This window comes from Nocardioides sp. (assembly GCF_047607185.1).
Taxonomy (GTDB): domain Bacteria; phylum Actinomycetota; class Actinomycetes; order Propionibacteriales; family Nocardioidaceae; genus Nocardioides.
The window spans coordinates 1-19,207 of the sequence record NZ_JASGDQ010000062.1; the positions used below are offsets into that span (position 1 = coordinate 1).

18 protein-coding genes are annotated in these 19,207 nt (G+C 71.9%); 5 read left to right on the forward strand and 13 right to left on the reverse strand.

Annotation, left to right across the window (positions count from 1 at the left end):
- Positions 1-290 precede the first annotated feature (290 nt).
- From QM595_RS06855 to QM595_RS06875, 5 genes are read right to left on the reverse strand one after another with little or no spacing between them, the layout of a single operon-like run.
- The gene (locus QM595_RS06855; protein WP_415170792.1) at positions 291-1,508 is read right to left on the reverse strand and encodes a HAMP domain-containing protein; all 1,218 of its coding nucleotides are present in this window, start codon (positions 1,506-1,508) and stop codon (positions 291-293) included.
- Positions 1,501-2,193, reverse strand: a complete 693-nt coding sequence (locus QM595_RS06860) for a response regulator transcription factor (protein ID WP_415170793.1) — start codon at positions 2,191-2,193, stop codon at positions 1,501-1,503. Before QM595_RS06860 ends, QM595_RS06855 begins: the two co-directional genes overlap by 8 nt.
- Before the next feature lie 10 nt (positions 2,194-2,203).
- Positions 2,204-2,734: a hypothetical protein gene (locus QM595_RS06865; protein ID WP_415170794.1), complete on the reverse strand. Its 531-nt coding sequence runs from the start codon at positions 2,732-2,734 to the stop codon at positions 2,204-2,206.
- A 57-nt stretch (positions 2,735-2,791) separates the two neighbouring features.
- Positions 2,792-3,697, reverse strand: coding sequence for a non-homologous end-joining DNA ligase (gene ligD / locus QM595_RS06870; RefSeq protein ID WP_415170795.1), 906 nt, complete (start codon positions 3,695-3,697; stop codon positions 2,792-2,794).
- Positions 3,694-4,599: a DNA ligase gene (locus tag QM595_RS06875; RefSeq protein WP_415170796.1), complete on the reverse strand. Its 906-nt coding sequence runs from the start codon at positions 4,597-4,599 to the stop codon at positions 3,694-3,696. The genes ligD and QM595_RS06875 overlap by 4 nt, the downstream gene beginning before the upstream one ends.
- 17 nt (positions 4,600-4,616) lie before the next feature.
- Here QM595_RS06875 and QM595_RS06880 point away from each other — a divergent pair, with 17 nt between their 5' ends.
- Positions 4,617-5,471: a Ku protein gene (locus QM595_RS06880; RefSeq protein WP_415170797.1), complete on the forward strand. Its 855-nt coding sequence runs from the start codon at positions 4,617-4,619 to the stop codon at positions 5,469-5,471.
- A 68-nt stretch (positions 5,472-5,539) separates the two neighbouring features.
- On the opposite strand, the gene QM595_RS06885 is transcribed toward QM595_RS06880, so the two are convergent.
- The gene (locus QM595_RS06885; protein ID WP_415170798.1) at positions 5,540-10,243 is read right to left on the reverse strand and encodes an NAD-glutamate dehydrogenase; all 4,704 of its coding nucleotides are present in this window, start codon (positions 10,241-10,243) and stop codon (positions 5,540-5,542) included.
- 81 nt (positions 10,244-10,324) lie between these two features.
- On the opposite strand from QM595_RS06885, the gene QM595_RS06890 reads away from it, so the two are divergent.
- Entirely contained in the window at positions 10,325-10,807 is a 483-nt protein-coding gene (locus QM595_RS06890) for a DUF2505 domain-containing protein (protein ID WP_415170799.1), read from the forward strand.
- Here the strand turns inward: QM595_RS06890 and QM595_RS06895 are convergent.
- From QM595_RS06895 to QM595_RS06910, 4 genes are all read right to left on the reverse strand, one after another.
- Positions 10,797-11,006: a hypothetical protein gene (locus tag QM595_RS06895; RefSeq protein WP_415170800.1), complete on the reverse strand. Its 210-nt coding sequence runs from the start codon at positions 11,004-11,006 to the stop codon at positions 10,797-10,799. The two genes, QM595_RS06890 and QM595_RS06895, sit on opposite strands and share 11 nt — an antisense overlap.
- A 70-nt stretch (positions 11,007-11,076) precedes the next feature.
- Entirely contained in the window at positions 11,077-11,811 is a 735-nt protein-coding gene (locus QM595_RS06900; RefSeq protein WP_415170801.1) for a hypothetical protein, read from the reverse strand.
- A gap of 134 nt (positions 11,812-11,945) precedes the next feature.
- Positions 11,946-12,299: a DUF6912 family protein gene (locus tag QM595_RS06905; RefSeq protein ID WP_415170802.1), complete on the reverse strand. Its 354-nt coding sequence runs from the start codon at positions 12,297-12,299 to the stop codon at positions 11,946-11,948.
- A complete protein-coding gene (locus QM595_RS06910) occupies positions 12,296-13,771 on the reverse strand; it encodes a WS/DGAT/MGAT family O-acyltransferase (RefSeq protein ID WP_415170803.1) in 1,476 nt (491 codons plus the stop codon). Before QM595_RS06910 ends, QM595_RS06905 begins: the two co-directional genes overlap by 4 nt.
- Positions 13,772-13,843: 72 nt before the next feature.
- Here QM595_RS06910 and QM595_RS06915 point away from each other — a divergent pair, with 72 nt between their 5' ends.
- Positions 13,844-14,227 (forward strand): hypothetical protein, encoded by a 384-nt coding sequence (locus QM595_RS06915; protein ID WP_415170804.1) that lies wholly within the window; start codon positions 13,844-13,846, stop codon positions 14,225-14,227.
- Positions 14,224-15,555, forward strand: coding sequence for a hypothetical protein (locus tag QM595_RS06920; protein ID WP_415170805.1), 1,332 nt, complete (start codon positions 14,224-14,226; stop codon positions 15,553-15,555). Before QM595_RS06915 ends, QM595_RS06920 begins: the two co-directional genes overlap by 4 nt.
- Here the strand turns inward: QM595_RS06920 and QM595_RS06925 are convergent.
- Both QM595_RS06925 and QM595_RS06930 read right to left on the reverse strand, forming a co-directional pair.
- Positions 15,518-16,765 carry an AAA family ATPase gene (locus QM595_RS06925; RefSeq protein WP_415170806.1) on the reverse strand — a complete coding sequence of 416 codons (1,248 nt, stop codon included), beginning with the start codon at positions 16,763-16,765 and terminating at the stop codon, positions 15,518-15,520. The genes QM595_RS06920 and QM595_RS06925 overlap by 38 nt on opposite strands.
- Before the next feature lie 2 nt (positions 16,766-16,767).
- Positions 16,768-17,322 (reverse strand): hypothetical protein, encoded by a 555-nt coding sequence (locus QM595_RS06930; protein WP_415170807.1) that lies wholly within the window; start codon positions 17,320-17,322, stop codon positions 16,768-16,770.
- Between the two features lie 219 nt (positions 17,323-17,541).
- On the opposite strand from QM595_RS06930, the gene QM595_RS06935 reads away from it, so the two are divergent.
- On the forward strand, positions 17,542-17,784 hold the full coding sequence (locus QM595_RS06935) for a helix-turn-helix transcriptional regulator (RefSeq protein WP_415170808.1): 243 nt from the start codon (positions 17,542-17,544) through the stop codon (positions 17,782-17,784).
- Positions 17,785-17,847: 63 nt separating this feature from the next.
- Here QM595_RS06935 and QM595_RS06940 read toward each other — a convergent pair whose 3' ends face one another.
- Complete coding sequence (locus tag QM595_RS06940) at positions 17,848-19,014, reverse strand: S1C family serine protease (protein WP_415170809.1); 1,167 nt, start codon at positions 19,012-19,014, stop codon at positions 17,848-17,850.
- Positions 19,015-19,207 lie beyond the last annotated feature (193 nt).

The window sequence follows — 19,207 nt, forward strand, 5'->3', positions numbered from 1 at the left end:
GCTTCACTTGATAAGTGCCCGATCTGCTCGGTGGTTCTGACCTTCGCAAGCCAGAGTCTCCCAAGCAGAACGGGCACTTTCACGTTCCTAGGCCGCGCGTCACCAGATCACCCATGAAACGCCGAGGCTAGTGGTCCTCTCTGGAAGTTCGTGGGGGTATGCGTGGATCCAGGTGCGCGCAGCGCAAGGCGGCGTCGCGACGGCATACCGGGCGTCTTCCGAGCGGCGCCAACGCCGCGATGGGTGTGCCTGGGCCGCGCAGACCCGGGACGAACTTCCAGGGACGACCACTAGCGGTGGGGCAGGACGATGTCGATCCCCTGGTCGACGTACTCCCCGACCAGTCGGCCGCCGAGCGCGGCAACGACGGCGACGGCGCGCTGGTAGGGCGAGCCGGGTGGCTTGGCGCGGCCGCGGGCGGGCTCGGCGGCGACCACGTGGAGCTTGAGGGGACCCTCGGGAGTGGCCTCGTAGGTGAGCCGGACCGCGCCACGGCTGCGGTGGATCACGTCGACGAGCAGCAGCTCGTGGATGTGCTCGACCGGGCCCGGGGTGTAGGCGGTGTCGAGGTCGCCCTCGACGGCAGCGGTGAAGGTGCGATCGTGCTGGGCTAGCTCGTCGGCCCAGCGCTGCGCCAGCATGGTGGCGAGCTCGCGCAGCGGCACCTCCGTGCCGAGGATCACGGTGCCGCGACGGGTCATCGCGATCAGCTCGCCGGCGACCGCGTCGAGGTCATCGATGCGCTGCACGCAGCAGCCGACGGCGTCGCAGACGGTCGGCGGCAGGTCGCCGTTCGCGGCCAGGTCGTCCAACTCCAGCCGTAGCGAGGTGAGCGGGGTGCGCAGCACGTGGGAGGCGTGCTCGGCGAAGGCCCGCTCCGCGCCGATCCGATCCTGCAGCTGAGTCGCGCTCGACTTCAGCGCCGAGGCGATGGCGCGCACCTCCGGCACTTTCGAGGTCGGCAGGTCGAGGTCGAAGCGGCCCCGGCCGAGCGCGGCCGCCGCGGCGGCCAGCCGCCGGAAGGGCTCGACCATCTGCCGGGCCAGCAGGTAGCCGACGATGCCAGCGACGAAGGCGAGCAGCCCGAAGAAGAGCACCAGCGACCAGCCCTGCCCCTGCAGCAGCGTCGTACTGACGTCCTTGGACTGGCTGACGATGACGGTGCCCTCGGAGGTCTCGTACGCCGCCCACAGATCGTCGGACTGGCTCGGGTCCTCGGCGCCGTCGAACCGGGGGCCGGAGGCCGTCATCGTGCTGTTGGAGTCGTTGAGGTGGAGCCGGATCTGGCTCTCGGCGCCGACCAGGCCGGCGAGGAACTGCTCATCGACCGGCTGACCCTGGCTCAGCCGCAGGTCGACGGCGGTCCCGACGGCGATGGCCATCTCGTGGATCTGTCGGCTCTCGTGCTGGCGCAGCGACCCATCGAGGGCCACTGTCCGGATGATGAGACCGATCAGACAGAACGCGACGGTAAGGACGATGAAGGCGACGGTGAGTCGCTTACGCATCTGCGCTTCCGCCCTCGAGGCGGAAGCCGACGCCGCGTACGGCGACGACCTTGTCGGTCACCCCGGCGGCCTCCAGTTTCTGCCGGAGCCGGCCGATGGTGACGTCGAGGGTCTTGGTCGAGCCGTACCAATTCTCGTCCCACGCCTCGGCCATCAGCCGCTCGCGGGAGACCACCTTGTCGCGCTGCCCGGCCAGCACGCTGAGCACGTCGAACTCCTTGCCGGTGAGCGCCACCTCGGTCTCGCCGGCGTAGACCCGCCGGGCCGGGCCGTCGATGCGCAGCGCCCCCTCGGGCAGGCCGGCGCCGTTGGCGTGCCCGCCGGTACGGCGCAGCAGCGCCCGCACCCGGGCCTGCAACTCGGCCAGCCCGAACGGCTTCGCGAGGTAGTCGTCGGCACCGTAGTCGAGGCCGACCACCCGGTCGAGCTCGCCGGCCCGCGCGGTGACGATCATGATCGCGCCCTCGTAGCCGGTCTCCCGGGCCGAGCGACAGACGTCGAGACCATCCATGTCGGGCAGGCCGAGGTCGAGGATCACCACGTCGACGAAGCCGGCGGCCAGCTCCTCGAGCGCCTTCGCGCCAGTGTCGACCCAGCGGACGTCGTACCCCTCTCGCTCGAGCGTACGAACGAGGGGCAGCGCGATGTCCTCCTCGTCCTCGACGATCAGAACCGCGTGTGCCATGAGCCGGATCTTAGATGAGTTGGTCCGCCGGTTCTCGCGTTCCACGCCGTCGGTGCCCCGCCGCGAAGCTGAGAAGCAGCGCCATGACCGGGATGCCCACCAGCGGGGCCCAAGCCCAACGGTCCGTATTGCCCACGAACGGATAGCCCGCCCAGGGCACATGGGCCACCATCCGGGCATAGCTCTGGTCGCTCACCGACAGCACCCAGGAGTCGGCGCCGGCGTCGCTGCCGGTCTGCAGCTGGTCGCCGTGCACCGAGGTCACTCGGCGGGTGACGAAGCCGTCGTCGGGAGCCGGCAACGGCTGCCGGAAGGTGATCACGTCGCCGCCGTGGAGGTCGCTGCCAGGGACGTACCTGCTGAAGACGAGGGAGCCGCGGGGCACGCTCGCCATCGCGTCGGTGGTGACCACGAACCGTGACAGTCCGAGCACGGCCGGCAGCAGCACGAGCAGGATCAGCGGCGCCAGGAGTGCGACCGCCACCACTCGCCAGAGCGCGAGGACGACGGACTGTCGTCGCGGCACCGGAGCCAACTCCATCGCCTTGCCTCCCCGAACTGGACGATGTCTCGCCATAGTAAGCCGAACCGCAAAGATCTACGGGGTCGGGCCGCGGTCGGCGACCCGTTGCAGCACCTCCTCGAAGCGGAGCTGCTCGAGGCCCAAAGGGTCGCCGGCGCCCTGCGCCACCTCCGCCCAGTCGACCGGCGTGGCGACGTACGGCTTGGCCCTGCCGCGCAGCGAGTACGGCGCCACGGTGGTCTTGCTGCCGGAGTTCTGCGACCAGTCGAAGAAGACCTTGCCGCCGCGCCGGGACTTGGTCATGGTCGCGGTGACCAGCTCCGGGCGGGCCGTCTCCAGGGTCTCGGCGAGCTGTCTGGCGACCGCGGTCGCCTCGTCGCTGGGGACCGGCTCGGGCAGCGGCGCGTAGAGGTGCAGCCCCTTGCTGCCGCTGGTCGCCGCGAACGGCTCGATGCCGAGGTCGCGGAGCAGGTCGCGGGCGAGCAATGCGACCTGGCAGCACTCCTGCAGGCCGGCCGGCTCGCCGGGGTCGAGGTCGACCACGATCCGGTCGGCGCCGACCGGGTCGCCGGACTCGTCGACGCGCCACTGGTGGACGTGGAGCTCCAACGCGGCCAGGTTGACCAGCCAGGTGAGGGTGGCGAGGTCGTCCACGACCGGGAAGCGGAGGGTGCTCTCGCGGCCGTCGGCGGAGCGGCTGCCGGCGGAGCGGCTGCCGGTGGTCGGCACGGTGACGGTGCGGACCCACGACGGCGTGCCCGCCGGGGCGTTCTTCTCGAAGAAGCTCGGGCCGTCGACGCCGTGCGGCCAGCGGATCCGGGTCACCGCCCGTCCTCGCAGGTGCGGCAGCAGCACCGGCGAGATGCGGGCGTAGTAGTCGAGCACCTCGCCCTTGGTGGTGCCGGTGCGCGGATAGAGCACCTTGTCGAGGTTGGTGAGTCTGAGCGTGCGGCCCTCCACGTCGACCCTGACCTCGCTCATCCCAGCTCCTCCGGCGAGAGGTCGGTGCGCACGCCCCGGTAGGACGGCTGTCTGAGTCGGTCGTACCCGGTGCCGTGGGTGTCGACGTCGACCACCACCGTGGGCCTCACCCAGAACGTGCCGGTCGCGGCCGGTCGCGGCACCTCGTCGGCGAACGGGCTCCGCTCTCCCGGGACGAGCAGCCGCCGCAGGATCGCGCTCTCCCTCGGCCCGATGCCGCTGCCGACCCGGCCGCGATAGACCAGTCCGGCGTCGGTGACCTCGCCGACCAGCAGCGCGGCCAGCCGATCGGTGGTGTCGACCTGCGGCCGCCAGCCGCCGACGACATAGGAGCCGCGGTAGCGGTGGGCGAACTTCAGCCAGGCCCGGGTGCGCTCCCCGGGCCGGTAGGTCGAGTCCAGCCGCTTGCTGACGATGCCCTCCAGTCGCTGCTGCCGGGTCGCCTCGTGAAGCATCGGGCCGTCGTCGTACACCTCCGGGAGCTGCCAGCCGGCCAGGTCGATCCCGGCCAGGATCTCGCGGCGCTCGGCGAGCGGCAGTCCGGTCAGGTCGCGGCCGTCGAGCCGGAGCAGGTCGAAGACGAGGTACGTCGCCGGGATCTCGGCCGACAGCCGGCGGGCGGCCGCGCCCCGGGCGTGGATCCGCTCGGCCAGGGCGCGGAAGTCGGGGCGGCCGTGCTCGCCCAGTGCGATGATCTCGCCATCGACGAGCAGGTCACCGGCGGGCGCGACGGCGGCGACCTCGGGCCAGGCGGTGGTGGCGTCACGCTCGTTGCGGGTGGTGAGGCTGAGCACTTCTGAGACTCGCGAGGCGAGGATCCGGACCCCGTCCCACTTGACCTCGTGAGACCACCCCGGACCGGCCGGCACGTGGTCCCCGGGCATGGCGAGCATCGGGCGCATGGGCTCATACTGCCTAAATGAGAGCGATCTGGAAGGGCGCCGTGTCGTTCGGCCTCGTCAACGTCCCGGTCAAGCTGTACGCCGCCACGGAGTCGCACGACGTCTCGTTCCGGCAGGTGCACGCCAGTGACGGCGGCCGGATCAGATACCAGCGGGTCTGCTCGATCGACGGCGAGGAGGTGCCCTACGCCGAGATCGCCAAGGGCTATGAGACCGAGGACGGCGAGATGGTGGTCCTCACCGACGAGGACATGGCCTCGCTGCCGTCGGTGTCCTCGCGCGAGATCGCGGTCCAGAAGTTCGTGCCGAGCGACCAGATCGACCCGATGCTGTTCGAGAGGTCCTACTACCTCGAGCCGGAGAGCACCGGCCGCAAGCCGTATGCGTTGCTGCGCCAGGCGCTGCTGGAGTCGGACCGGATGGCGGTGGTGACGGTGGCGCTGCGGCAGCGCACCACGGTGGCGGTGCTGCGGGTGCGGCCGACCGAGGCCGGCGACGTGGTCGTGCTGCAGACGATGATGTGGCCCGACGAGGTGCGGGTGCCCGACTTCTCAGTCGAGCTGGCCGACGAGGAGGCCAAGCCCGCCGAGGTGAAGATGGCGCACCTGCTCGTCGAGACGCTGGCCGGCGACTTCGATCCCGAGGACTTCGAGGACGACTACGCCGAGGCGGTGCAGGCGCTGGTGCAGCGCAAGATCGAGGGCGGCGACGTCACCCGCACCGAGGCCTCGACGAAGTCGGCCGGCGAGGTGGTCGACCTGCTTGCCGCGCTGCAGCGCTCGGTGGCCGCGGCCAAGGCCAGTCGCGGCGAGGCCGACGACGATGCCGAGGAGTCGCCGAAGGGCAAGCACACCAAGCAGAAGGCAGGCTGAGACCTCTCGAGGGGCCATCTGGGACGTCTCGGCGGGCCATCTGTGACCTCTCGGCGGCTGGGGGGAGGTCAGAGCAGGGAGCGGACGGTGCGCAGCGCGACCGAGAGGCGGGCCAGGTCGGCGCCGTCGTCGTGGCACAGCTCGGCGAGCGTGGCTGTGGCACGGGTGACTGCCTCGGTCCTCGCCCAGGCCTCGACGTCACCGCCGGCGGTGTCGAGCACCTGCCCGGTCAGCGCCGCGTGGGCGGCGCCGAGGTCCTCGCGCAGCGCCGCCCGGGCCATCGCCTCCCAGCGGTCGCGGCGGGGCAGCGCGACGACCCGGTCGAGCAGCAGCGGCAGGCCGAGCCGCTCCCCCAGCGCCAGGTGCACCCGGGCCACCTCGACGGGGTCGAGGTCGCGGGCGAGCGCGGTCTCGGCGACGCCCAGCAGCGCCGGCGCGGCCGGGAAGGACGCGATCCGCTCCCCCAGCTCCTCGGGGACGCCGTTCTTCGCCAGCGTCGCCAGCCGGGACTCGAAGGCGGCCTCGTCGCGGCCGGTCAGCAGGCCCGGCAGCGCGTCGAGGGTACGCCGTACCGGCTCGGCGAGCCCGGCGTCGTACGGGTGGGTGACCAGCCAGCGGGTGGTGCGCTCGACCAGCGTGCGCAGCTCGACCCGCATCCGGGTCTGGATCGCGGCGTCGACCTGGTGGTCGAGCGCGTGGATCTCGTGGCGGACCAGGTCCCAGCCGAAGAGCTCGCGCGCCGCCAGGTGGGCGCGCACCAGATCCGGCAGCGAGGCGCCGGTCTCCTCGGTGAGCCGGTGGAGCAGAGTGATGCCGCCCCCGCCGACGATCTCGCCGACCAGCTGGGTGGTGACGATCTCGCGCCGCAGCGGGTGGCCGGCGATGCGGTCGGCGAACCGCTCGCGGACCGCCGAGGGGAAGTAGGCGGTCAGCCGGTCGGCGTACGCAGGGTCGTCGGGGACGTCGGTGGCCAGCAGCTCCCGGGCGAGCTCGATCTTGGTCCAGGACATCAGCACCGCCAGCTCCGGGACGGTGAGGGCGCCGCCCGCGTCGAGCCGGCGTCGTACCTCCTCCGAGGAGGGCAGCCCCTCCACCTCGCGGTCGAGCACGCCGCGTGCCTCGAAGTCGGCCATCACCTCCTCGTGGACGTGCAGCAGGCCGGTGGCATGGTGGACCGCGTCGGCGAGGGCGAGGTTCTGCTCGTCGTTGTTGCGCAGCACCAGCGCCGCCACCTCGTCGGTCATCGAGACCAGCAGCTCGTCGCGCTCCCGCTCGGGCAGCGCGCCCTGCAGCAGGATCTTGAGGTTGACCTCGCGGTCGGAGGTGTCGACGCCAGCGGAGTTGTCGATGAAGTCGGTGTTGACCCGGCCGCCGAGCCCCTCGATCCCCCGCAGGGCGTACTCCACCCGGCCCGCCTGGGTCAGCCCCAGGTTGCCGCCCTCGACGACCGCCGCGGCGCGCAGCTCGGCGCCGTTGACGCGCAGCGCGTCGTTGGCCTTGTCGCCGACCTCGGCGGCCGTCTCGCCGGACCCCTTGACATAGGTGCCGACGCCGCCGTTGAAGAGCAGGTCGACCGGCGCTCGCAGGATCGCGCTGATCAGCGCGGTCGGCGTCAGTCGTGCCACGTCGTCGGGCAGGCCGAGTGCCTCGCGGGCCTCCGGCGAGACCGGCACCGACTTCGACGTGCGGGCCCAGACGCCGCCGCCGGGCGAGATCAGCGCCCGGTCGTAGTCGGCCCAGCTCGACCGGGGCAGCTCGAAGAGCCGCTGCCGCTCGGCGTAGGAGGTCGCCGGGTCGGGGTAGGGGTCGATGAAGATGTCGCGATGGTCGAAGGCGGCCACCAGCCGCAGGTGGCGCGAGAGCAGCATTCCGTTGCCGAAGACGTCGCCCGACATGTCGCCGATGCCGACGGCGGTGAAGTCCTGGACGTCCGGGTCCAGACCCCGCTCCCGGAAGTGCCGCTCGGCGGAGACCCAGGCGCCGCGGGCGGTGATCCCCATCTCCTTGTGGTCATAGCCCGCCGAGCCGCCGCTGGCGAAGGCGTCGCCCAGCCAGAAGCCGTAGTCGGCGGCCACCGAGTTGGCCAGGTCGGAGAAGGTCGCGGTGCCCTTGTCGGCGGCGACCACGAGATAGGAGTCGTCGGCGTCGTGTCGCACCACCCCCGCCGGCGGGACCGTGCGCTGCCCGGTCTCGGGGTCGTCGACGAGGTTGTCGGTCAGGTCGAGCAGGCCGGCGACGAAGGAGCGGTACGCCGTCCGGCCGGCCTCAAGGCCGACGCCCTGCTTGACCACGAACGCGCCCTTGGCGCCGACCGGGACGATGACGGTGTTCTTGACCTGCTGTGCCTTGACCAGGCCCAGCGCCTCGGTGCGGAAGTCGTCGCGCCGGTCGGACCAGCGCAGGCCGCCCCGGGCGACCGGCCCGAACCGGAGGTGGACTCCCTCCACGGCCGGGGAGTAGACGAAGATCTCCGCCCACGGCCGCGGCTCGGGCAGGTCCGGGATGCGGCGCGGGTCGAGCTTGAAGGAGACCCGGTCCTGCGCTCCTTCGCGGTAGAAGCTGGTGCGCACGGTGGCCTGGATCAGGGTGAGATAGGAGCGCAGGATGCGGTCCTCGTCGAGGCTGGCGACCTCGTCGAGCTCGGTCCGGATCCGGGCCGCGACGGCCTCCTCGCCGCCTCGCTCGCGAGCCGGGTCGAAGCGGGCCGCGAACAGCTCCACCAGATCCCGGGCGATGCCGGCGTGGCCGCACAGCGCCGCCTCGATGGTGCCCTGGGCGAACGGCGTGCCGGCCTGGCGCAGGTAGCGGGCGTAGCCGCGCAGCACCACCGCCTGGCGCCAGTCGAGTCCGGCGGCCAGCACCAGCGCGTTGAGCCCGTCGGTCTCGGCGCGGTCCTCCCAGACCGCGCGGACGGCGGCGGCGAAGCGAGCCCGGTCCCGCTCGTCGGTGGTCACCGGCAGCCGTAGCCCGAAGTCGTAGACGCACTCGCGACGGTCAAGGCCGTCGAGCTGGTAGGGCCGCTCGTCGACGACCTCGACGCCGGTCGAGGTCAGGATGGGCAGCACCCGCGAGAGCGAGAGCGGCTCACCGACGCGATAGATCTTGAACCGGGCCACCCCGTCGGCGGGGGCGGCCAGGTGGAGGTCGATCCCGCCCCGCTGGTTGGGCCCAGCCTCGATGGCGGCCAGCCGAGCGGCGTCGACCGCGCCTGCCGACGGGTCGTAGTCCTCCCGGTAGGCGGCGGGGAAGGCGGCGGCATAGCGGCGGCGGAGCGGCCCGCCGGCCTGCTCGCCGTAGGCGTCGTCGATGGCGAGCTGGAGGTCGTCGGGCCAGCTGCGGGCGGCCTCGGCGAGCCGCTGCTCGAGGTCTGCCCATAGCTCGGCACTGAGCTCGGCACCGGCGGCCTCCGGCGCCGGTGCGTCGGCAGGCAGGTGGACGACGAGCTGGACCCGGGCGGTGGCCGACTCGCCGATCCGCACGGTGTAGTCGACGTCGGTGCCGCCGAGCCGCTCGCGCAGGATGCTGGCCCAGCGCTCCCGCACGGCGGTGGAGTAGTGGTCGCGGGAGAGCCCGACCAGGACGGTGACGAACCGGCCGTAGGGGTCGGGTCGGGCGACCACTCGCAGCGCGCGGCGGCCACGAGAGACCATCGCCGCAGTGGCGAGTCCGGTCAGCTCCTCGACCTCGGCCTCGAAGAGCCAGCCGCGCGGGAACGCCTCCAGCACCTCGACGAGCGCCTTGCCGTCGTGGCCGCGGGCGTCGAGGCCCAGCCGGGCGAGGATCTGCGCGACCTTCTCCCGCAGCACCGGGACCCGGGTGACCGACTCGGCGACGGCGTCGCTGGTGACGAGGCCGAGGAAGCGCTGCTCGCCGACGACCCGGTCGCCGTCGAAGACCTTGATGCCGAGATAGTCCAGCCTGACCGGGCGATGGACGGTGGCGCGCGCGTTGGCCTTGGTGAGGATCAGCAGCCGGGGCTCGAGGGCCTTGGCGCGGACCCGCTCGGGCAGCCGGCAGGCGGCGTCGGACAGGTCGGGGTCGGCTCGCAGGATGCCGAGGCCGGTGCCGGGGACCGGCCGGAGGTACTCGGGGCCGCTGGTGCCGTCGGGCAGGGTGCCCTCGCCGTCGACGCGGTACTCCCGGTAGCCGAGGAAGACGAACCGGTCCTCGGCCAGCCAGCGCAGCAGCGCGGCGACCTGCGACCGCTCCGCCTCGGGCACCGGCGTGGTCGGCAGCGCGTCGATGACGTGGTCGAGTCGGTCACGGAGCTTGGCCTCGTCCTCGGCCGCGCCACGGCAGTCGGCCAGCACCCGCTCCAGGGCGGCGACGACGTCGGCCTCGGCCTCGGGGCGGATCCGGTCGGTCTCGACGTGCATCCACGACTCGGCGTCGGGTCCCTGCGTCGGGTCGAGCAGGTCGCCCACGACGTCGCGGGTCAGCGCCAGCACCGGGTGGACGACCAGGTGGACGTCGTACCGCTGCCGGGAGAGCTCCATGGTCACCGAGTCGACGAGGAAGGGCATGTCGTCGACCACGATCTCGATCACCGACCGGCCGCCGGCCGACCAGCCGTCACGCTCCCGTGTCGGCGTCAGCACCCTCACCCGGGCGGTCCCGGGCGGCCGTCGGGCGGCCAGCTCGAGGTGCGATCTCAGCGCGCCGCGCCGGTCCTCCCCGGACCGGTCGGCCACCTCCTCGGCAGGCACATGCCGGTAGTAGGCCGCTTCCAGGGCAGGGGACAGGTCATCATCGGATCGCGTCGCCGTTGACACCTCTCCGAGGTTACGCCCACCTCGGCCGCAACCCGGTGTCGACGACGCCGGGTTTGACCGGTATCGGTCATGATGGGGGGCATGACCACCTCGATGTCGTTCGAACTCGCCTACCACGCGCCGCTCGACAAGGTCCTGGCGATGCTCTTCGAGCCGGCGTTCCGGGAGGCCGTCTGCGACGCCCAGCACGCGTTGTCGCGCAGCGTCGTCGTCGAGGGCTCGGCCGAGTCGGGCCGGGTCGCGATCGACTACGTGCAGGACGCTGCGAAGGCTCCGGGGTTCGTCAAGAAGCTCATCGGCGACACCATGTCGGTGCAGCAGCGCGAGGTGTGGTCGGGCAACGCCGCGACCGTGGAGCTGACGTTGCCGGGCAAGCCCGGCGAGATGCGCGGCAAGCTGCGGCTCACCGAGGCCGGCGGGGTGACCACCCAGACCGTCGCCTATGACATCTCCGTGCACGTCCCGCTCGTCGGCGGGAAGATCGAGCGGCTGATCGAGGACATCATCGTCAAGGGCCTGGAGCGGGAGAACCGCGTCGGCCGGGAGTGGCTGCTCAGTCGCTGAGCCGGTCGGCGGGGGCGTCGAGTGCTGTATCGGGCTGGCCTGAGACCCGCTCCTCGGCGAGGTCATGCCGGCGCCGTACGACGACGAGCAGGCCGAGCACGACGAAGGGCCCGAACGCCAGCAACAGCGTCAGGATCTTCTCGTAGGGATGCAACGCGCCCAGGTGGAGCGCCACGATTCCAGCAGACTCAAGAGACATCCCCTCAAGCCTAAGGCGGCGGAGCCGGGCGCCCGCACCTGGGCGCGGTCGACGTGGTCGGTCAGCCGACTCAGTAGTGGATCGTGCGGATCGCGAAGGACACCGTGTGTCCGACGAAGCCGGCACCGGCGGGCAGCGCCAACTGGTAGGGCGTGACGCCCTTCTTGTTCTTGTGCGAGTTGGCGAGGTAGACCGTCGCCTTGCCCTTCTTGTTGAACTTGACCTTGGAGAACTTCTTCCATTTCTTGCCCTTCTTGACGAAGAGCTTGGTCTTCACGCCGGCGATGCTGGCCGCGGGCGTGACGATGAAGGTGACCTTGGCCTTCTTGCCGGACTTGCTCTTGATCGTCACGGCGCGGGCGACGGCGGCCGGGACCTCCGCGGAGACGCTGGGCTGGAAGGTCGTGGTGCCGCTGGAACTCGTGCCGCCGCTGTAGCTCGCCCGGTAGATCGCGGAGGTCGAGAAGGTCGACGAGACGTAGGCCGAGCTGGCGCTGCCGGTCCCCAAGGCCACCCAGCCGGCGCCGGTGTTGACCTCGACGGTGGTGGTGCCGGCGAACGGCGTGGTCGAGCCGCACGAGCCGGTGGCGGTCACATCGACGTCGATCGAGACGCTCTGACCGTAGAAAGGCGTGGGGCTGAAGATGCTGGAGCTGGCATAGCCAGGGTTGAGCGTGAGCGTGGTCGCCGTCGTGCAGGTCCCTGCGGCGTTCGCCGGTGCTTCGGCGACCACAGCGACCGTGGCGAGTCCGAGCGCGAGCGCCGCGACTCCTCCACCGAGACGGGACAGGAACCTGCGAGTCATTGACTACCCCTCTGAGTCTCTTTCCGGATGAGGCCGGCCGCCGCTGGAGCGAGCAGCCGACCCTTCCCTTCCTACCCATGGCCCGTCGGAGTCAAACCGATCCGGGTCATGAGACGTTCGGGAGAACTGTGCCATCATCCTCCTCCGCCCAGCAGGGCGGGGATCTCCTGGACCGCGAACCAGCCGAGGTCCTCGTCCGGGTCGGCCCCGGCCGGACGGTCGGCGGTGTCGGCGTGGACGGCCGCCCAGCGGTTGACCGGGACGGCCTCCTCGCCCGAGGCCTCGGCGACCAGCACCACCCGGCGCCCGGCGCCGGCCAGCAGCGCGGCGGAGGCGTCCGCGGCCGACATCAGTGCGGCGTACTCCCCCTCCTCGGACTCCTCCGGTGCGACGAACGCGGCCGCCGCCCCCGGGTCGGCGGCGGGCACCGCGCCGGCCTGGTGCCAGTGCGCCAGCAGGTCCAGCGTTGCCGGGACGTAGAGCCTCATGACTCTGCCTTTCCCCCGGCCTTCTCGCCGGCCGCCCTCCGCTGCGCCCGGCGGCGGCCGCGGGGAGCCCGCTGCCGACCGCCGCTGGCGGTGTCGAGCAGCTCCTCGAGCGCCTCGACCAGGCACTGGCCGAGGATCTCGGCGTCGGGGATCAGGTCGCGGTCGGCGGTGATGCCGAAGAAGACCCGGCCGTCGTAGGAGGTGACGCCGATGGCCAGCGCATGTCCCGGGACCAGTGGCGGCACCGGATAGGAGGCCACCATCCTGGCCCCGGCGGCGTACCTCGGCGCCTGTGGGCCGGGGACGTTGGTGACGGCCAGGTGGTAGGAGCGGCCGGGCTGGGCTGCCGCCACCCGGGCGCCCACCGCATGGAAGGTGGTGGGCGCGAACCCGGCGATGCCCGCCAGCCGGCTGGCGGCCACGCCGCGGCCGGTGGCCTTGTGCGACTCGAAGGAGTAGGAGACCTGGTGGAGCCGGACCACCGGCGACGCCTCCCCCACCGGCAGGTCGACGACGTGTACGGCGATCTGGGAGCCGAGCGAGGTGGCCTCCTCGTTCTCGTCGATCACCGAGACGGGTACGACGGCCCGCAGCTGTCGCAGCCCGGCCAGCGACTCCGCCCGGGTCATCAGCCAGCTGCGCAGGCCGCCGGCGACGATGGCGAGCACCACGTCGTTGATGGTGCCGCCGTGGGCCGCCCGAATGGTCCGCAGCTGGGCGAGGTCGGCCGACATGGTGACGAAGCGGCGCTGCTGCGAGAGCCGGCCGTTGATCGGCGTAGGCCGCTCCTGGCTGCGGCGGGTGACCACGGTACTGGCCCGGCCGGCGCGTCGGGTCAGCCGCCGGGCCCGCCGGGCGAGCGCGTCGGCACGGCTGCGGGCGGTATGGACGATGGTGTCCACGTCGATGACCGTGTCGCGCAGCGCACCGAGGATCACCCCCGCGGTGGAGCGACGTCGCTCGGCGCGCCAGTCGTCCTCGCCGAGCAGCTTGACCTCGGGGTTGACGTCGAGGATGAGCTGGCCGAGGTCGACGGTGTGCGCGCCGTCGACCAACGCCTGGTGGGCCTTGCTGAGCATGGCGAAGCGGCCACCCTCGAGGCCCTCGACCAGGTAGATCTCCCACAGCGGGCGCTCCCGGTCCAGGGGCCGCGAGATGATCCGCGCGACCAGGTCCCGCAGCTGGTCGGGGGTGCCCGGGCGAGGCAGCGCGGAGCGTCGTACGTGGTACTCCAGGTCGAAGTTGGGATCGTCGACCCACTCGGGGTTGGCGAGTCGGCCGGGAACCTGCTGCACCTTCTGTCGGTAGCGCGGCACGAAGCCGATCCGGTCGGCGATGAGCGCCAGCAGCTCGTCGTAGTCGAAGCCGCCGGCGGCCGGCTCGAAGATCTCCACGGTCGCGTTGTGGCGTGGCGCCGTCGGCCGCTCCTCGGCCAGGAAGAGCAGATCCCTCGACGTGAGGCGGTCCCCCATGAGCGCCCCTTTCCGGACCCTCTTGGGCCCCTCTCAGACTCTCGTGGGATTCTGGCAGAAGCCTGTGACCATGTGCGGACGAAAGAGGGCTATGTCATGCGCCGACTGGCGATTCTCCCGGTGCTGGGGCTGCTGCTGACCACTCTGGTGGGATGCGGCAGCGACGAGGAGGCGCCGGCCGAGACCACCACGACCAAGTCGATCGCGGTCAGCATCGAGGGCGGCAAGGTCACCCCCAGCGGCGACCGGGTCGACGTCGCCGTCGGGCAGCCGGTCGAGCTGGTGGTCACCGCCGACGAGGCCGGCCAGATCCACATGCACTCCGACCCCGAGCAGGAGTTCGACTACAGCCCCGGTACGACGACGCTGCAGCTCGGCAGCTTCGACGTGCCCGGCATCATCGAGGTGGAGTCGCACGCCCTCGGCGTGACGATCGTCCAGCTGCAGGTCAAGTGATCTCGGCCCACGGGATCGGGGGCGCCAAGGACCTCCCGATCCCATCGGAGCTGGCCATCGCCGGCGCCGTCGCGGCGCTGACGGTCTCCTTCACCGTCCTCGCCATCGCCTGGCGCACCCCGCGCTACGACGCCGCCACCTCCGGCCGACCGGCGCCGGCGTGGCTGGCCCGGATCGTCGACGCCACCTGGTGGCTGGTGCTCTGGCGGGTCGTCGGCCTCCTGATCTTCCTCTACACGGCGATGGTCGCTGTGTTCGGCAAGGACCTGCTGACCAATCCGCTCTTCGGCATCTTCTACATCTGGTGGTGGGTCGGCCTGGTCTGGGCCTCGCTGCTGTTCGGCCCGGTGTGGAAGGCGATCAGTCCGGTCCGCACCGTCAACTGGCTGCTGGCCAAGGTCTCCGGCGGCTCCACCGCCGAGGGCGTCTTCCGCTATCCGGAGCGGCTGGGTCACTGGCCGGCCGCCATCGGCCTCTACGCCTTCGTGTGGATGGAGCTGGTCTACCCCTACAGCACCGAGATCGGCCCGGTCCGACTGTGGTGCGCGGCGTACGTCGCGGTGATGCTGGTCGGCGGGGCGCTCTTCGGCGACACCTTCTACGAGCGAGCCGACCCGTTCGAGGTCTACTCCACCCTCGTCGCCAAGATGTCGATCTGGGGGCGGCGTGGCGCGCTGCTGGTGGTCCGCTTCCCACTGGCCAACCTCGACACCGTGGTGCCGCGAGCCGGCCTGCTCGCGGTGACGGCGGTGCTGTTCGGCTCCACCGGCTACGACTCCTTCCGCGAGTCCACGGCATGGATCAAGCTGTTGCAGAACACCGCGTGGATCAACGAGCACAGCTGGGCGCCGACGCTGGTCAAGAACGCCGGACTGCTGCTGTTCTGTCTGCTCGTCGGCGTGGTCTTCGCCCTCGGCACGATGGCCACCGGCGTCGCGCGCGACTTCGACCGGCGCCGACTGCCGACGCTGTTCGCGCACTCGATCGTGCCGATCATCATCGGCTATATCGTGGCGCACTACCTGTCCTACTTCTTCCAGGCGGGACAGGGCACGCTGATCTATCTCTCCGACCCGTTCTCCAACGGCTCGGACTGGTTCGGCACCGCCGACCTGCAGGTCAACTACTTCTTCTCCTATCATCCGACCCTGCTGGCCACGCTGAAGGTGCTCGTCGTGGTCGGCGGCCACGTGCTCGGGGTGATCTCCGCCCATGACCGGGCGATCAAGCTGCTGCCGAAGCAGCACCAGCTCACCGGTCAGCTGTCGCTGCTCTTCGCGATGGTGGCCTTCACCGTCGGCGGTCTCTACCTGCTCTTCGCCGCCTGACCAGCTGGCCGACCCCGCGGCTCGCCGCGCGCCGACCGAGCGACGGCGACGCGAAGTCGTCGGCGAGCCGGCCGAGCGCGCGGGCCAGCGGTGACTCCGGCGCGGTCTCGACCAGCGATCGGCCGGCGATCAGGGCCCTATCGACGGCACGGTCCTCGGGCAGGAAGTGGATGCCCGCGGTCCGGGCGACCTCGGCGATCATCCGGGCCACCTCACGCTCGCTCCAGCCGAGGCTGGCCCGCATCCGGTTGACGCAGACGGTCGGCGGGGCGGCCGTCAGCTCGCGCAGGTCGACCAGCGCTCGGGCGAGCCTGGTCAGCCCGACCGGGTCGGCGGTGCCGACGACGACCAGGTCGTCGGCGACGTCGAGCGCCTCCAGGGTCAGTCGATCACGGCAGCGCTCGGAGCCGTCGTCCTCGATGCCGAAGCCGGTGTCGAGGACCACATAGCCACCGGACCGGCCGGCCTCCGCCAGCTCGCCGACCACACCGGCACGGACCTCGAGCCACCGGTCGGGCCGGGGCAACCCGGTCACCACACCGAGCCGGTCGCCGAGCTGGTCGCCGACCCGGCGGGCCACCCGGGTCAGGTCGGCGCCCGGGCCTCGCGCCGCCACCAGCAGCCCGCTCACCTCGTCGAGCACGCCGAGCTGCTGGGCGACGGTGCCGCCGTACGGGTCGGCGTCGACCAGTACGGCGGTCAGTCCCCGGTGGGCGAGCTCGGCGGCCAGGCCGGTCGCGACCGTCGTACGGCCTGGGGCGCCGACGGGGCCCCATACCGCTATCACCCGACCGGCCTCGGTGGCGGTCTCCGGAGGAGCCACGGGATCGGGTGCCTCGGCCGGCGGTTGTCGCGCCGTTGTCTCCGGGCGGGCGGTGAGCGCGGCCGGCAGCGAGTCGAGGTCGTCGTGCGCCAGCAGCCTGCTCAGTCCGATCCGGGCGGCTCGCGTGGTTGCCGGCTCCGAGAGCCGGCCGATCGCGGTGGCCGCCACCCCCGCTCGGCGGAGCTGGTCGACGGCGACCGCGTCGAGGCCGGGGGCGTCCAGGGCGACCACCGCCGCGTCGGCTTGACCGGCGGCTGCCGCCGCCAGCAGGTCCTCGACGTCGACACAGCGCTTGAGCACCACGGTATCGGGATGCCGCTCCAGCAGCGCCAGCACCGCTGGCTCCCAGTCGGCGCCGGCCGCGGCGATCAGGACAACGGTGCTCATGCTCAACCGCGCCGTACGACGGTCAGGGTGGCGGCGCTGTCGGCCGCCAGCGCGGCGAAGAAGCCGCTGGCCGCGTCCTCGGGGACGGCGAGCACCAGCTGGCGCTTGCCGGAGACCAGCAGCGCGTCGTCGGCCCTCGGCGCCTCGATGACGCTGACGGCGCTCAGCACCGGCTCGCCGGCGGCGTCCTCGCGGACCAGGTAGACGTCGACGACGGCGCCGGCGCCCACCGAAGGCGGCACTTGGTCGGGCTCGACCGAGACCGGCAGCTGGACGGTGCCGCTGGCCCCGGCCGAGCCGAGTGCCGCGGCCGGCAGCAGCTCACCGGCTCCCACCGCCCGCAGCAGCACACCCTCGGGCAGCGGGTCGCCGACCTTGAGATAGTGGTCGAGCTCGTCGTCGGCGAGACGGACCGCGGTGGCGACGAGGTCGGCCTCCTCGACGGTGGCGCCGGCCGCGAGGTCGGCAGTTGCCGACCAGACCGGCACGGTGTCGTCCGCGGAGGCGAGCAGCCGCGCCCCGGCAATCACCGAGACGGCGACGATCGCGACTCCCACCCACAACCGCGGGTCACGCCAATTGGGACGCTGCGCACGCTCGGCCCGGGGAGCACCGGCCAGTGTGACGGTCCCGAGACTTCTCGTCACGCCGGCATCATCTCCGCTACGGCGGGAGTTGAAACCTCGCTCCCGGTCCGACCTCTCGGCGCAACGGATATCCACAGGCCGGACGAAGCCGAGGACCCGCCTCGGGCGCGGGAGTGTCATCATGGCGGCGTGGAAGAGCCACGTTTCCTGACGCTCGCCGACGTCGCCGAGATGCTCAGCACCTCCAGCGCCCAGGTCTATGCCCTGGTGCGCCGTGGGGAGCTGCCTGCCATCAAGCTCGGCGGCCGCGGCCAGTGGCGCGTCGAGCGCGACAAGCTCGAGGAGTACATCAAGGGTCTCTACGCCGAGACCCGCCAGTTCGTCGCCGACCACCCGTTCGCCGAGGCCGACCAGCAGGAGTCCGAGGTCTGAGGCCGGCGCGCTGGGCCGTCGAGGACCGACAACGCCGCGAGCGCGGATGCCGGGCGGCCGCGGTCAGCCGACCTGGCCGGCCAGGGTGATAGAGACGTCCTTGTCCTTGCCGGCGTGGTTGACCGTGAAGGTCACCGTCTCACCGGGCTGGTAGGAACGGATGGCGACGATCAGGCCGATGCCGTTGGTGACCCGGGCGCCGTTGACGGCCTTGACGATGTCGCCCTGCTCCAGCCCGGCGTCGGCGGCCGGCGTGCCCGGGTCGACCGAGACGACCTCGGCGCCGTCACCGTCGTCGGTACCGGTGTCGACGCGGGCACCGATGACGGGGTACTCCGCCTTGCCGTCGCGCAGGATCTGAGCAGCGGTGACGCGCACCTGCTCGATCGGGATGGCGAAGCCCACCCCGATGCTGCCGGCCTCGTCGGTGGTGCCGCCCGCAGTGGCGATGGCGGTGTTGACGCCGACCACCTGACCGAGCAGGTTGACCAGCGGACCACCGGAGTTGCCGGGGTTGATGGCCGCGTCGGTCTGCACCGCGTTGATATAGGAGAGGTCGTCGGCGGTGTCGCCGGTGGTCACCGGCCGGTTGAGCGCACTGACGATGCCGGAGGTGACGGTCTGGGACAGACCCAGCGGGGAGCCGATCGCGACCACCTGCTCCCCCACCCGCAGCGCGGCGGCGGCCCCGAGCGAGGCCGGTTGCAGCCCCTTGGCGTCGACGCTGAGGACAGCGAGGTCGTAGACCGCGCTGCGGCCGATGATGTCGGCCCTGCTGCGATCGCCGTCGGTGTCGACGACCCAGATCGCGCCGTCGGTCTTCGCCGCGTCGGCGACGACGTGGTTGTTGGTGACGACATGCCCCTCGGCGTCGAGGACGAACCCGGAGCCCGTCGCACCGTCCTCCTGGCCGTCGTACGTCGCCAGGATCTGCACCGTTGAGGGCAGCAGCGCCTCAGCGGCCGCGACGACACTCGCGTCGGCGGGCTCGATCGGCGCCTGGGTGATGGTGGCGACCGCGCCGACGTACGCCGGCGACGGCTCGTCCCTGGCCCGGTCGTAGAGCGCGGCACCGCCGAACCCGGCCGCGCCACCGACGAGCAGCGAGAGCAGCACCAGCCACGGCCACCTTCGGCGTCGGCGATGCTCCGGCGCAGCAGCAGGGTACGGCGTCGCCGGCCGGGATTGCGGAGGCAGCGGCGGCAGCCACGAGTCGCCGGGATTGGTCACTCCGCCATCGTTCCAGACGCGCGAAGCGCCGACCCTCTTAGCCTCGATCCGTGGACCGGCTGGGGTGATCGGGGTCTGACTCGGCGGGGCTGACGTAGAAGTGCCTTCTGGGCAAGGAGAATCGAGATTGTCGAGATCCTGATCCGCCCGCACGCAGAAGGCACTGGAAGTGAAACTACAGCACGCCTGGTCC